At 59.6% G+C, this 13,986-nt stretch carries 7 protein-coding genes and 2 pseudogenes; 2 read left to right on the plus strand and 7 right to left on the minus strand.

All coding sequences use genetic code 11. From position 1 onward, the window contains the following. Nucleotides 1-13 precede the first annotated feature (13 nt). Nucleotides 14-1,156, plus strand: coding sequence for an exonuclease SbcCD subunit D (locus tag ACX3P0_RS19060; protein WP_459090923.1), 1,143 nt, complete (start codon nucleotides 14-16; stop codon nucleotides 1,154-1,156). Continuing rightward, nucleotides 1,153-4,230, plus strand: a complete 3,078-nt coding sequence (locus ACX3P0_RS19065) for an AAA family ATPase (RefSeq protein WP_459090925.1) — start codon at nucleotides 1,153-1,155, stop codon at nucleotides 4,228-4,230. The genes ACX3P0_RS19060 and ACX3P0_RS19065 overlap by 4 nt, the downstream gene beginning before the upstream one ends. Nucleotides 4,231-4,666: 436 nt before the next feature. On the opposite strand, the pseudogene scpB (ACX3P0_RS19070) reads toward ACX3P0_RS19065, so the two are convergent. From scpB (ACX3P0_RS19070) to ACX3P0_RS19100, 7 genes and pseudogenes are all read right to left on the minus strand, one after another. Then, nucleotides 4,667-5,095, minus strand: a pseudogene (gene scpB, locus ACX3P0_RS19070) (SMC-Scp complex subunit ScpB); the annotation flags it as partial. Between the two features lie 152 nt (nucleotides 5,096-5,247). Continuing rightward, the gene (locus ACX3P0_RS19075) at nucleotides 5,248-7,560 is read right to left on the minus strand and encodes a DEAD/DEAH box helicase (protein ID WP_459090927.1); all 2,313 of its coding nucleotides are present in this window, start codon (nucleotides 7,558-7,560) and stop codon (nucleotides 5,248-5,250) included. After that, entirely contained in the window at nucleotides 7,484-8,809 is a 1,326-nt protein-coding gene (locus ACX3P0_RS19080; RefSeq protein WP_459090929.1) for an ATP-binding protein, read from the minus strand. The genes ACX3P0_RS19075 and ACX3P0_RS19080 overlap by 77 nt, the downstream gene beginning before the upstream one ends. Further along, entirely contained in the window at nucleotides 8,806-11,478 is a 2,673-nt protein-coding gene (locus ACX3P0_RS19085; protein WP_459090951.1) for a TerB N-terminal domain-containing protein, read from the minus strand. Before ACX3P0_RS19085 ends, ACX3P0_RS19080 begins: the two co-directional genes overlap by 4 nt. 123 nt (nucleotides 11,479-11,601) lie before the next feature. Next, nucleotides 11,602-11,880 (minus strand): annotated as a pseudogene (locus ACX3P0_RS19090) (peptidoglycan-binding domain-containing protein); the annotation flags it as partial. A 274-nt stretch (nucleotides 11,881-12,154) separates the two neighbouring features. Continuing rightward, the gene (gene scpB, locus ACX3P0_RS19095; RefSeq protein WP_459090931.1) at nucleotides 12,155-12,838 is read right to left on the minus strand and encodes an SMC-Scp complex subunit ScpB; all 684 of its coding nucleotides are present in this window, start codon (nucleotides 12,836-12,838) and stop codon (nucleotides 12,155-12,157) included. Between the two features lie 2 nt (nucleotides 12,839-12,840). Continuing rightward, nucleotides 12,841-13,800, minus strand: a complete 960-nt coding sequence (locus tag ACX3P0_RS19100) for a DUF1403 family protein (protein WP_459090933.1) — start codon at nucleotides 13,798-13,800, stop codon at nucleotides 12,841-12,843. Nucleotides 13,801-13,986: the final 186 nt, after the last annotated feature.

Consider the following 13,986-nt stretch of genomic DNA (forward strand, 5'->3'; position numbering starts at 1 on the left):
ATGGTCTGAGGCAATGAAGATCCTTCATACGGCTGACCTGCATCTAGGTCGCCAATTCAACGGTCTTGGGTTGGAAGCCGATCACCAGGCGGTACTCGATCAGATCGTCGTTGCCGTCCTTGTCCATAAACCAGACGTACTAATCATCGCTGGCGACATTTTTGACAGAGCGTCACCGCCGGCCACTGCCGTGCGACAGTTCAATCAGTTTGTGACACGGATCGCGGTGGAAACAACAACGGCGCTCGTCATGATCGCGGGAAATCACGATTCCGCCGACCGGATCGGCGCGATGGCCGTTATGACAGATGTTCGGCGCGCGTTGATCCGCGGCCCGCTTTATTCGGACGAGATCCCGCTGGTCCTCAACGATGAGTACGGGCCCGTTGCGTTCTCTGCCCTGCCATTCGCTTACGAATATGCCGCGCGCGAATGTTACCTGGACGAGTCAATCGCGCAGCCAGAACACGTCATCCGCGCACAGATTGCGGCCGCTAGGCATCACCTACCAGATGGCGCTCGTTGGGTCATTGTCTCACACGCCTTTGTCGCAGGTGTACAAACGAGTGAGGGCGAGCGTCCCCTCGCTCGTGTTGGCGGCATAGAGACGGTGCTGCCGGACATATTTGAAGGAGCGCACTATGTTGCGCTTGGTCACATCCATCGCCCGCAAACCGCAGGCGCCGATCATATTCGCTACTCGGGTGCTCCTCTCGCCTTCGGCTTCGACGAGGCGGGCGTTGAAAAGTCCATGTGCCTTGTCGATCTCGATGCCAATCGCGCAGCGGTAATCACGATGATACCCTTCGTTCCCCTTAGGTCTGTGTGCGTATTGCGAGGACACCTGGACGATCTCCTCGCTGGGGCGCCGTCGAACGATATCATCAAGGTGATCCTCGCGGACGAAGTGCCGCGAATCGATCCTATGAAGCGGTTGCGGGAGATTTATCCCCACGCCTGCCAGCTCACCTACGCCCGCGACGAACGCCCTATCCATACGACGCTCGCCGAATCTGTTGATTTGAGAGCCTCTCAACCGATGGATGTGATCGGTGATTTTCTCCAGCAGGTCCGCGGCGAGCGCCTATCCACCGCGGAGCTTCCGCTTGTCTCTTCTGCTCTGCACGAGTTCAAGCAACAAGAGGCCGCGACATGAGGCCCATCAGGCTCACAATGCAGGCTTTCGGGCCCTATGCCGGCCGGGAGGTCGTCGATTTCCGCGACGCTGTGACTGCTGGGTTGTTCGGCATCTACGGTCAAACGGGATCCGGCAAATCCACGATTTTCACTGCCATGCATTTTGCGCTGTTCGGCGAAGCGACAAAATCCGACCAGGACCCGGCTTCGTTTCGCTCGGATCACGCGGATTCTACATTGCCGACCGAGGTCGAGTTTGTCTTCGATGTCGGTGATCGGCGATACCTTATCCGTCGTCGGCCCGATCAGACGCGCCCCAAGCAGCGCGGCACCGGCGATACGCGAGATCCGCATGAAGCTTGGCTTTTCGATGCCAGTGGACTGCAAGTCGACGACATCTCAGAGGCGAACTGCGGCCGAGTGGTTGCCGAACGCAAGACCGGGGTTGTTCGCGACGCCGTTGTTGATCTCCTCGGGTATGGCCCCGATCAGTTCCGGCAGATCGTCCTCTTGCCGCAAGGCAAGTTCGAAGCGTTCCTCACTGCCAAGACCGAGAACCGCGTGGCGATCTTACGCGAGCTTTTCGATGTGTCGCTCTATCGGCAACTCTCCGCGAAGCTCCTCGATGAAGCAATCACCGTTCAACGCAAGATCCGTGACGATCGCCAGCTTTGTGCCGGCCGATTGGAGGCCGAGGGGTTTGAAAGCGTCGAAGCTTTGAACAGCGGCGTTATCGAGGCTGACGCAATGATCGTCCAGCAAACCAGGAGAGAGAAGGAGGCCCAGACAGCTCTCACTCACGAGCGCTCGCAACTTGAAACCGGGCGTCAGCGCGAGGCTTTGTTTGTTAGTACTAAGACCTCTGCCGAGGCCTTAAATGCAGTGCTGGATCGTGAGGAGAAGATCGAGCTCGTTCGTCAGCGTATGACCAACGCTAAACGTGCCCAGGCGATGACTGACGTCCATCGTCAGCTTGGCGAGATGCAAAGTGAACTCCGCAAGGCTGAAAGCTTGCAAGTCAAAGCGGTAGAGAGTACCAAAATCGCCGAGACACTTGCCCAGACCACGGCTAAGACGTTAGCTAACGAGAAGGCGCGGGAGGGCGAAATCGAGGCGCTTGCGCGCCAAGGTGAGACACTCGATCGATACCGCCAGATCATTGATGCCTCGATCGTTTTGGCGACGACGGTACAGACGTCACGCACGGCTTTCACGGCTGCGACGCAGAAGTTGGAATCCAAGGATAAGTCGCTCATCACACTGATGGAATCGAAACGCGATGCTGAGCTGCGGCTGAGGCAAGCACGGGAGACCGAAGTCAAACGCCTTCAGCTGATCGCTAAACAGGATGCGCTGGAAACTCTAGGTAAGGTGGCGGCTTCATTCGAAACACTCGAAAAAGGGCTTGCCGATGCACGGACGATTCTTGAACGTCGCCGTATGGATCATCAGGTAGCGGTGTCACAGACCGATCTCGCCCGGGCTGCCTTTGAAAAGGCGGAGTCTGACCTCGCCGCGGCGCAGGCGATCCACCTAGCCGGGAAACTGACCTCTGGAGAACCCTGCCCCGTGTGTGGTTCGACGGAGCACCCTTTCCCTGTTTCAGGTGACGTGCAGCACGCCGGACTTGATCAAGCGTTCCGAGATGCCCGATCGAAGTTCGAGCGCGCCCAAGCCGAAGAAGCAGGTAAGGGACGTGAGCTTTCGTCTTCGGAAGCGACTACCACAGAACGCTCGGTGCGCTTGGCGGAAGCAGAAAAGCCCGCGCGGTCGGCTACGGAGCTACGGTCCGAATTCTCGTTTCTCAAGATCGAGATCAACAGCCTTGGTGCGCCATTCGATATCCCGACTGCCGAAGCTGCTTTGACGAGACTCGAAGAGACGATCACCGCAGAGACCCTGCTGCTCAATGCGGCTCGGACCGCATGCGATACGGCACGTCAGGAAGAAGCAATCGCTAGCGATCGCTTGGTCCAATCACTCGCAGGCATTCCGGAGCCTTTACGCGAGATTGAGGCACTGCAACGTGAACAAGATAATGTTCAGCGCCAGCATCAGGCCCGTAGGACGGTGATCGAGACTGCAGAAAATGCTGCGAGTGTCGCGCGCGAGAAATCATTGACCGCAGAAGCTGCGCTGGTCGGCGCCAAAGAGCGCTGCGCCGAAGCGCTTGCGCGGTGCGATCGGGCCTACATTGCGTTCAAGGCACGCCTGGGTGAGCAAGGGCTCACAACGGAAACGTACGAGGCTTTCAAGATATGGATTGTATCCATCGACGAGGATACGAAGCTTATCGAGGACCATAACCACGCCCTCGGCGTTGCCCGACACGAACTGGAGAATGCGCAGGCGGCGATCGTCGGTCTTGAGCGGCCGGACCTAGTGCCGCTCGAGACAGGTGTTCAAGTTGCCGAGGCGGCGCTGCATGCGGCGACAAGCGTGCTTGCCGGCGCGAAGCACCAGCTTGATCAATTGACGAGACTTCATCAGTCTATCTCGAAAGCTCTTGAATCAATCAAGCAGCTTGAGGCCGAAACGGCACCGTTGCGTGAATTATCGCGCATGTTCAATGCGGAAAATTCGCAACGGCTTGACCTCGAAACCTTCGCGATCGGGGCGATGTTTGATCAGGTTCTAATCGCCGCGAACCAGCGTCTCGGACCGATGACGTCCGGCCGCTACACGCTTCAACGCGAATTTGAAGGAATGGGTGGCCGAGCACGCCGTGGACTCGGAATCAACATTTTTGACACCCACACCGGAAAAGCACGCTCACCATCGACACTGTCGGGAGGTGAGACTTTCATTGCAGCACTGGCTTTGGCGCTCGGTTTATCGGACGTGGTCGAAAGCCTCTCTGGCAAGGTGCGCCTTGATACGATTTTCATTGATGAAGGCTTCGGCTCGCTCGACACCGAGAATGAGTCTGGCACACTGGATATCGTCCTGCAGGTGCTGACACACCTCGTCGGTCAAAACCGCACCGTGGGCCTGATCTCACACGTCCCGTTGGTTCAGGAGGCGATACCAAACGGATTTTATGTCCGCAAAGAGGTGACCGGTAGTCACGTCGAACATAGGAGGGGCCTGTAATGCCTGGCCGCTGGGTTAAACGCCGAGAACATACCCGCCGCATCGGTTTTGGTCGCTGGACCCGTGTCCGTGAGACCCGTGTCTTCTGCGAAGCAGTCGATCAGCGATCGAATAGCTATGTCCACCCGTGCCCAACGTGTGGTGTGCCGATCCGTAGCATTCACATGAGGAACGGAGGTTGGTTGCATGTCGGGGCAGCTGTTGGCCTGCGGCGCGTCAAGCACGCGTGCATGCATCTCGGCGAAGGACTTTCGCGCCGCCGTGACGATGAGACGCCAGACCTTTTTGACTTTCAGGAATAACCGATGCGCCCTTTACCGAGCCAGGTATCATCGGAGAGCAATGGACAACGTGGTTCGCTCAATAATTTCGGGACGGCACGACGGGCAATCTAGCCGCATGTTCATTCTTCAGTTGAATTTCACGGTCGTGACGATCAGCCATGTGGAAGAGATTTGGTCAGTTCTTTTGAACGAGCCGCCCATCTCCGGTGGGCTGCATCGTATTCATGGCCGATGACGTCGACATCATCGTCCGCCTGATTGGAAAAGCCCGGCATATCGCGTAGCGTGTCGAGGCCGAACTCGAGCAGGAAGTCTTTCGTCGTGACGTAGGTATAAGGCGCGCCCGGCGTCGGGCTGCGCGTACCCGACGCGATCAGGCCGGCGCCGCGCAGAGCGCCGATCAGGTCGCGGCTGATTTCCTTGCCAAAGAAGGCCGACAGTTCGGCACGGGTAATCGGCTGGAAGTAGGCTACTGCAGTCAGCATCGGGACTTCGAACTGCGAAAGATCACTCGCGCGCTCATTGCCACCGACGGCCGCACGGATAATGTCGGCATAGGCCGACCGGGTCAAATGCTTCCAAACGCAAGACGAAATCGATGTGCTCGACGGCCTGGTCGATTCTACAATGATCGATCTGCTGTGGCGCCACGGAAGGGTCCGAAACTCGATGAGCGTCCGCAAGCTCGACGGTCGCTGGCGCAGTTTGCAATGCAACGTAAAATCTAGGGATACTATGCCATTTCGGGCTTCGTATAGTCTCCCAGCGCGTTGGCGGCTATCCGAGGTAAATCCTTTATACTGACCCTCTCCGCAATCGTCACCAATGTCATCAGGTCTTTCGTCAAGAATTCGTCGAACTTTGCCAATGCGGGCTGCGCGAGCCGCGCGGCGAGTGTCCGTCCATCTGGTGGCGGCGCACAGGCGATGTCCTCCAGCGTTTCCATCACGCTCTCCACCCCGCATTCCTGAAGCACGACGGCATGCCCGAAATGCGATGTTTTGAAGTCGCGCGCCAGCAATGCCAGGGACAGGGTCTGCAACTTCCGGGTTCCGACCCAAGGGAAGATGAGTACCCCTTCCGCATGCGCGATGATCGAGCGGCGATCCAGCTGCATGTCCAGGAACGCCTTCCGTGCTTCATCCAGCAGTTGGTTTGCGACAGGATCGAGATAGGGATAGGCTTCGGCAGACGCGAGAACCCTACGCATCGTTTCCACGACATGATCGTGAATGGCTGCTCCACTGCCGCTGAAATAAGGCGGTTTTCCGGCACGCGTCGACAGGACGGTGATGACGCGGGCACGATCGTCGATCTCGACAACCCGCCAACGACGCCCCGCAAAGATGATCGTTTCCCCACGTGCGACCGGCGAACTCAACGGGTAGGTGCCGAGCGTGCGTGTTTCGTGAATGATCCGATATTCTCGTTCCGTGGCGAAGACAGGATAGAATTCATACGATTCCGTGATTTTTTCGCCATTCTCCCCGATCATTAACAGCCCTTGCGGGGATTGCTCGATCAACTGGTTTTCGGGCGACGCCATGCATCGAAGCAACTCAGCGAACAGTGCCCTATCCACAGCCTGGAACGGACCACGCTCGCACAGTACCTTCCAGGCGGCGGGCGGACTTACGCCGCCGGTCTGCAGGATCAGCGCCATCACTTGATGGATGAGAGTGGACAGATGCAATCCGGCCGGCAGTGGCGGTTCACACCATCCTTCCCGAAGGCATTCCACCATGGCGATCGACTGAACAAGGCCCAGGTGCAGCCGGTCAATGGGATCGCCTCCCCTGCCAACAGGCTGCTCGACAACAAACATCCGCAAGATTGCCGGTTTTCCGGCTCGACGGCCCGAACGCCCAAGCCGCTGGCGAAGCGAGGCGACCGAAAAGCCCGGCCCGATTTGTGCGATGGTTTCCACATCGCCGATGTCGATCCCGAGTTCCAGCGTTGTGGTCGCGACCGCCGTGGTCGGGCGCGGATCATCCCGCAGCCGTATTTCCACCTCTTCGCGCATGGCCTTCGAGAGATTGCCATGATGGGGGAAGAACTCGTTCGGAAGCCTCGACTCGTCGCACATCGAGCGCAGTTTGTCGGCGTAGACCTCGACATTGGCGCGTGACCCAGCAAACAGCAGATTGCTCTGGCCGCGCAGGAAACGAAACAGATCAGCCGCCAAGGCCGCAGGCACGGTCGATCGTTCAAAAGGTTCGGCCGATTTTCCGGGAGGATCGCCGTCGTCTGCCACTGCGGAAGGATCGCCTTCGTCTGCGCCGCCCAGCACGTACCCCCTGATCTGCAAACGGACACCGTTTCCTTCGTCCTCGCCCACCACGATCGTAACGCCGGCGCCGCCGCCGGGCCGCAGCGCCTCGGCGGCGAGGCACATGTCGCCGAGTGTCGCGGAAAGCCCGATACGGTCGATGCGGTCGCGCGCTGTCGCCACCTCGATCCTGGTGAGGATCGATTGCAGTTGCATGCCGCGCTCGGTGCCGATGAAGGCATGTAACTCATCGATGACGACAGCATCCAGGCGGGCAAATAGCCGTGAAACCTCGCTGCCCCGGCGCACAAGCAACGCCTCCAGCGATTCCGGCGTGATCAGTACGATGCCGGACGGTCGTTTGCGCGCACGCGCTTTCGCCTCCGCCGATACGTCGCCGTGCCATTTATGCAGGAGAACGCCGTTTCCTTCGCACAGGCTCTCCAGCCGCCGATGCTGATTGTTGATCAGCGCCTTCAACGGGCTGACATAGAGGATGGCAAAGCCATCCGCGCTGCCCGCGCGGTCGGTGCACCGTGTCAGCAGCGGTAGGAAGGCGGCTTCCGTCTTGCCGGCGGCCGTCCGCGCGGAGATCACGACATCGCCGCCCGCGAGGATGGCCGGAATGGCTTTTTCCTGCACATCACGCAGGGACGGCCATTTTTGCTGCCATATCCAGCGCCTGACCGGCTCGGAAAGCTTATCGAAAGCGGAGCGTTGCAAGTTCGTCATCCGGGCTGTCTTCAGCGTCGTCGATCGGCTGGTCGCCAGCGCCACCCCGATCTTCCATGAAGTCGACCGTGCCAAGCAGTCCCTTCCAATCGACATCGGGATTTTGCTGCAGGATCGCGAGCAGATCGACGAAGGCCTTCACCGTGTTGCGCGGCGTGCGAAAATACGCCTCGCCGATGCGGTTGGCGCAATGGTCCATGAAGGCCTGGAGCGCTTCATCCGGCACCAGCCATTTCTCCCGGTCGCCGGCGGCGAAGACATCGCGCAGCCGTTCCAGCAGATGGTAAAGTTCTTCCGGCGTCAGGTTCGGCAGATTTACTACCGGACCGGAATAATCGGCGAGGCCGTTGCCGGCAAAGCTATTCGCGGCCAGCCGGGACTGCAAGGCTTCGTAAGAGTAGAGGCCGCGCCGCGTGTCGAGCAGGAATTCCGGCGTCCCGCCGAGAATGAAGCCGATGCCTTCCGTCGTGCCTTGCAACACGTCATTGAGGATACGCAAAATCTGCTCGTAGTTCTGCTTGCGGGCTTGCGCGCTTTGCAGCTTGTAGAGGTTCACGAGTTCGTCCAGGCAGACCAGCAGACCGCCGAAACCGGCAAGCCTTATGAAACGGGCGAGCAGTCTCAGGCCATCATAGAACGAGGCGTCGTCGATGATGCTGCGCACGCCAAGGTCAGCTCGCGCCTCCGTCTTGGTGGTGTATTCGCCGCGTAGCCAGCGCAGCGCGGCGTCCTGCAGATTACCGTTTCCTTCTTCATAGCCTCGCGCATAGGCGGCGATGACGGTCGCGAAATCATAGCCGCCGACCATCTCGCGAAGACCGCCGAGGCCCTCCTTGATAGCGGTTTCGATGTTCATTCCGCTGGAGGCTGCGTGCTCCGACGCTTTCTGGATATAGCTTTCCAAAATATTTCTGAGAGCACCGCCATCCGGTGCTGTCCGCGTCGCAAGACTGGTGACAAGCTCTGCGTAGAGTGTACGCGCCTGCCCGCCGGTGGCGTGGATGCGGCGGTCCGGGGAGAGATCAGCCTGACAGACGGCGAGCTTACGTTGCAGCGCGATTTGCCGGATGAGAAACAGGAAGAAAGTCTTGCCCGCACCATAGGCGCCGATGACGAAACGAATACTCGAGCCGCCATTGCCGATCCGCTCTATGTCCTCGATCAGCGCTTCGATCTCGCGTTGGCGGCCCACCTGGATGTGCTGGAGGCCAATGCGCGGCACCACGCCGGCGCGCAGGGCGCTGATGATCGTGTCTCGATCTCTCGGTTTGATGGCTGAGCTTTTTGGGGTCATGCGGAGATTCCTTCGATAGAGACGGCAAGGGATGGAGGCCGGGAAGCAACCTCGGGAAACAGGCCGACGTTGACGACGATCGGATCGTCGCCTTCGAGAACGAGTTCGTCGAAGGCGTCTAGCGACCAGTTGTTTAGTGTCTGCTTCGCCGCTCCCGGCATCAGGTCTGCGCTTCGGACCAGACGCTCGAAATCGCCAGCCGTCCACGTTGCCTGTCCAAGTAACTCCGAAAGAAGCCAGCCGTAACGCCGCTCCAGCCCGTCGAAGCGCACGTCCTCATCGGGCGCATCGATTTCTTCGACCACGGGTGTGGGCTCCGTCGGTGGCTCTTCTTCCTCCGAGAAAATGTCGGCCAGTACACTGGCCGTCGTTTGGGTCTCGCGCCGGATCAATTCGAGACGCGAGATGTTGATGTGCGTCACCGAAGCCTTTGGCAGCGCTGGCGGGATCGGAGTGGCCGCCGGCTGGCTTCCGGCAGGGATGATAAGCGGAAGTTCGTCACCTGCGTCCGCCGGTATGTTCTGCGGCGCAAGACTGCCGTGCAGACGAGAGTAAAGCGAGGTCTCATCCAGCCCCATCCGCCTAAAGAGCTTCTCGAGTTGAGACACCTCTCGCGCGTGGAGGACCCCATCCGCCGCAGCGACCGCTACCAGTTCGTCGGCAAGGTCTTCGCGACGGGCCTCCGTCACGTCCCCTATGCGTTTGATCCAGTCCGCGACGCGGCTGGCGTCCAGTTCGCAAACTTTGAGCTCGGTTTCGAGACGGACGCGTTCGTCTATCGATAGGTCGGGCACCCCTTCGATCCTGTCAAGCAGCTTGCGTCGCTCAAGAGGGTGGAGGTGACCGTCGGCAAAAGCGATGACCGTACCGAGCATGATCGAAAGTTGCAGAGGACGGTAGTATTCGCCGGGCTCGGGATCGGCAGCAGCTTCAGACTCCAGGCGAAAGACGATCGCCACTTCGTCCAGCTTTGCTGTCCTGAAAGAAAAAGAAGGATCAGCGGTATGGCCATACCCAAACGCGGCAAGCATTCCCGAAAGTTCCTTTTGCTTTGCCCGCGCGGCCAGTTTGTCGAATCCCACTCCGGTCAACTCCGCGAGGTCCTGGATGGAGACCGGGGTGCCATTGTCTGCCAGTTCTTCGAGCCTGCCCAATGGGCGATCGGCAAGCTGTTCCGCATTCTTGACGCGCAAACCCACAGGGAGCTTGGCCACTGCCGCAAGCGTCGGCTTCAAACCTTCGGAGCGGCCGAGCATGCGGCTGTAATCGTCCAGCCGATCCGTACACTCGTCGAAGATGCGGCGCGCGCTGGTTATCGGCTCGCTACGGTTGGTAATATCCGGCAGGTCACCGCCAAAAGGATGGATTTCGAGATCGAACGACCCGCTGCAGGCACGATAGTTGATCGTCAGTTTTCGGGCACGCGCGGCCGAAACCCGCACGCCATCCGGATAGCGCTTCTCCACCTCGTCCGCGAACAACTCCCGCAGCATGGCTTGTGCCCGTCGCGCCGGCGTCCGGACCCTCGTCTCGGGATCGGCAATGACGTAGGCAAACAAGAGATCCGGCTCTATCGCTTCTCCGCTGCGAATGCGCATGCCGAGCGCGGCCTTCAACATCACCGGGATTTCGTAGCTGTTTTCTTCGACTTCCAGGTAGAGCTTTTCCGGCAGTCGCGCCGATTTCAGCTCATACACCGAAAGGAGTTCTCCGGCATAACGCTTGAACGAACCGTTCCCCCCATACACGTGAAGCAGGCGGCGAACTTCGGCAACAATTTCGCCGGCGTCATCAGCTTTTTCCTCTAGCATGAGGCGACGTTCGAGGCCGTAAAAATAGAGAAATACGTAGCCGATATAGGTGGTGAGATCGGATCTCGAACCAGCAAGCCAGTCCAGATAAGACTTGCGGGCCGTAGGCGAAATGTTCGAATAAGACGGCCAATAACCCATCGTTTGGCCGAGAGGATCACCCTGACTGGCAACCACCAGTTTCGGATCGATCAGGCAGTTCTCGGTCTCAAATGGTCTGCCCCGCTTCGGCAAATGACTGCCTACGTAAATCAGGCCGCCAGGAATGGTTGTCGCCCCAACGGTCGTTAATACGTCGGCGGGAAGCCAACGGGCCGGCGAAGACCGAGACGCCTGTAGCTGCGGTGCCGGTAGCCAGTCGAACCGCGGCGCATCGGCCTTCGCGACGGTATCAGGAATAATAGGGCCGCGCCGCCTGACGAAGTCCCGGACGGCGGCATCATGATCGGCGAGAGACGCCACAACGGCCGGTGATAAAGCAGGCTTCCGTCCAATCATTGGCCTGTTGGTGGCAACATGGGCCGAAACGATGGGATCGTTAGGAACGAAGTTATTGTGCCTACCACTGCCGCCCGCCAAGCCGAAGTCGAAATCAGGTTCGATGTTCTTGGTGCCGGAGTGGCTCTGAACCGCGTCCCCGGCTAGCCTTTTTCTGCCCTTTCGTAGAAAAAAGAGGGCGGCTGCAATTCCGAGCAAGGCTGTATAGATCAAGCGCCATGTTGAAGACGCCAGCCCGTCAAACTCGTTCGGCTCGAGTGTCAGGCGGTCAGATTTTCGCGCCCCTCTATCAATCGGCGGCTGAACAACCGGTGCCTGGTCAGCGTTGCCGAGACTTTCCGGAGCTTCCGCATCTTTCATGCCCGTTGGCGCTGTCTCTGTCTGGAGGTCCGTACGTACTCTAGAAACGGGAGCAGGTAAGTTTGTTCCCATGGAAGGCAGCGGCGCGCGTAACACCTTGGGCGGTGGAAAAAGCACGGAGATCGTAGCATCGTCCATTATACCCGTCTGGGCTAGGTCGCGTGCCTTCTGGAAGGCCCTAAGCGCAGTGATGGATCGGCGCCCCCAAAGCCCGTCCACGGCCCCTAAATCATATCCGCCATCCGTAAGTGCCTGTTGAACCTGGCGCGCAGAATATTGAGAGTCCTGGGCATTTGCGGCAGCGGCAATACTTAACGCCGTCGCTAGGGCGACTGTCACACCCCATTTGAAGCGTAGTCTCATCTTATTCATCCCGCCGGCCATCTGAAGCATAGCTCGCATGAACTGCTTTGAGAACTCATGCGACTTCAAATGACAGCGAATACCTAAAGTGCGATCCGGTCGCCGTCTTTGGACAGAGCCAAGGCATTCATTGTCTAATCTTTCACGCCTGTTCAGGGCCGTGCGGAACCACGCACGATGTCGCTATCAGAGCACCTAGCGATAAAGCCTGAGATCGCCCTGATCAGGCGCTGCCGACGAGAGTTCCTGATTATGTTGGCCGTGGTGGCTAGGATGAACAGCCCATATCGCCTCGTCGAGAATGACATTGGTGTCAGGCCACCTCATCGCCCTCATCGTCACCCGCCAACCCGACGGGAATGTCCCCGGCGAGCAGCTTTTCCTTGGACAGCAGGCCGGCGTCTTCGAGGGCCTCGAAGTCGGGCAGGTCGCGCAGCGTGTCGAGCGAGAAGTGGGAGAGGAAGGTCTTCGTGGTGACATAGGTGTAGGGTGCGCCCGGCGTCGGGCTGCGCGGCCCCGAGGCGATGAACTCTTGCGACCGCAACGCGCCGATGGTGTCGCGCGAAACCTCCTTGCCGAAAAAGCTGGAGAGCTCGCCGCGGGTGAGCGGCTGGAAATAGGCAATGCACATCAAAACCAGCGTCTCGCTCTGCGACAGCGCGCGAGATTCTGCCGTGCTCTGCCCCGTCGCCGCTTGAATTGCGTCGGAATAGATTTTTCTGGTCCGGTGCTGCCAGCCGCCCGCGACCGACACCAGTTCGTAGGGTCGCCCAGTGAGTTCGGCGCGAATGTCGCCGATGATCAGATCGATGTTGCAGCCTTTGCCGACGACACGCGCCAATGTTTCGCGGGTCACCGGCGTGCCGGCAGCAAAGATCACCGCCTCGACGCGCAAAAGCCATTCGCGCCAACGCAGCTCCGGCGGCAGGTGCTCGAGCTCGATGTCCAGCAATGCCAACTCAGCATTTTCCTTTCGGCGGACGAACGGTTCTGCCATCGTTACAGCCCAAAAAGCCGGAAGGTGGAACGGCCCGATAATTCTCGCACCGCCTCGAACTTTTGCAGACGCTCGAACAGACGCCGTGAACCGAAGCGCGACAGATTTCTCGTGGTCAGTGAGCCTGGCACGGCATCGTCGTCCAGCAGTTTTTGGATCACCTCGCCTGCCCCCTTGGCGCGCAGTTTTGGCGCCACCGCCATGATTTGTTGCGCCCGCCGGTCGATTTCACCGGCAAGTCGGCAGGCCTCGGCCGATCCCTGCGCCACGGCCATACATACTGCCCTTTCAAATTCTTCCGCGCCCGTCCGAATTTTTTTCCCCGAACCCCGTGTCCCTTCAGCACGAAAAACCGGGGTAAAAACCTGAGCCATCAGCAGCGGCACCGGTCGCGGCCAGCGCAGCTTTTGCGCCAGCACCAGATCGGCGCACCACCAGGCCAGCAATTCGGCACCCGACGACAGGGCAACAATCTGGCCCGCGATTGCCGCGGCGGCAAAAGGGGCCGGCCGTCCGGAGCAGGTTAGGGCATCGATCTCGTTGGGAATTGCAGCGAACATCTCGTCCCAGCGCAGGCCGAGCAATTCAACGATCTCTGCCAAAGTGCCGGCATCCAGTCGCGGCGGCCGCGACGCCAAGTGCCGCCAAGCGCCGTAAATGGCGCCGGCGGGGCCGGCATTGTCGCCGGCTGCGCGCAAATGCCAGGCATCGCGCAACGCGGCTTCGTCTTCGCTACGGCCGGCGAGGCGGCAGGCACCGGCCGCGCTTTTCAGCGCCAGGCGCTGGCGCCAGCACCCGGCCCAGACCGGGTCCGATCGGATCAGATTATCGAGTGAAGTCAAGGCGGCGCCGGCGCAGAAAGCGGCGTCAACGTCGCTCGAAACCGACCCCACGGGAAGTGCCCAGGCAGGCACGCGCGGTGTAGGGGGCGAGGCAATGGGCGACAGGACGGCGCGAATCATGGAGGCCAGCCTAAATCGATTGTGCGTTTTCTGCTACCTATAATGCAATAATCCGCACCGCCTGTCGTGCATAACAAAAGAATGATAATGTTGCCTTATCGTTCGTTATGCCCTAGCCTGCGCCAATGGCCCGAAACGTCGATCAAACCCCCGAAAATCATGCCCGGCAGCGCTCTGCTGCGGCCC

This window comes from Mesorhizobium sp. A556 (assembly GCF_054489545.1).

Bases quoted from the DNA above. Each gene is read 5' to 3' on its own strand.
- ACX3P0_RS19065 (WP_459090925.1), top strand. From the start codon at position 1,153: ATGAGGCCCATCAGGCTCACAATGCAGGCTTTCGGGCCCTATGCCGGC.
- ACX3P0_RS19080 (WP_459090929.1), bottom strand. From the start codon at position 8,809: ATGACCCCAAAAAGCTCAGCCATCAAACCGAGAGATCGAGACACGATC.
- ACX3P0_RS19085 (WP_459090951.1), bottom strand. From the start codon at position 11,478: ATGAAAGATGCGGAAGCTCCGGAAAGTCTCGGCAACGCTGACCAGGCA.
- ACX3P0_RS19100 (WP_459090933.1), bottom strand. From the start codon at position 13,800: ATGATTCGCGCCGTCCTGTCGCCCATTGCCTCGCCCCCTACACCGCGC.
- ACX3P0_RS19060 (WP_459090923.1), top strand. From the start codon at position 14: ATGAAGATCCTTCATACGGCTGACCTGCATCTAGGTCGCCAATTCAAC.
- scpB (WP_459090931.1), bottom strand. From the start codon at position 12,838: ATGGCAGAACCGTTCGTCCGCCGAAAGGAAAATGCTGAGTTGGCATTG.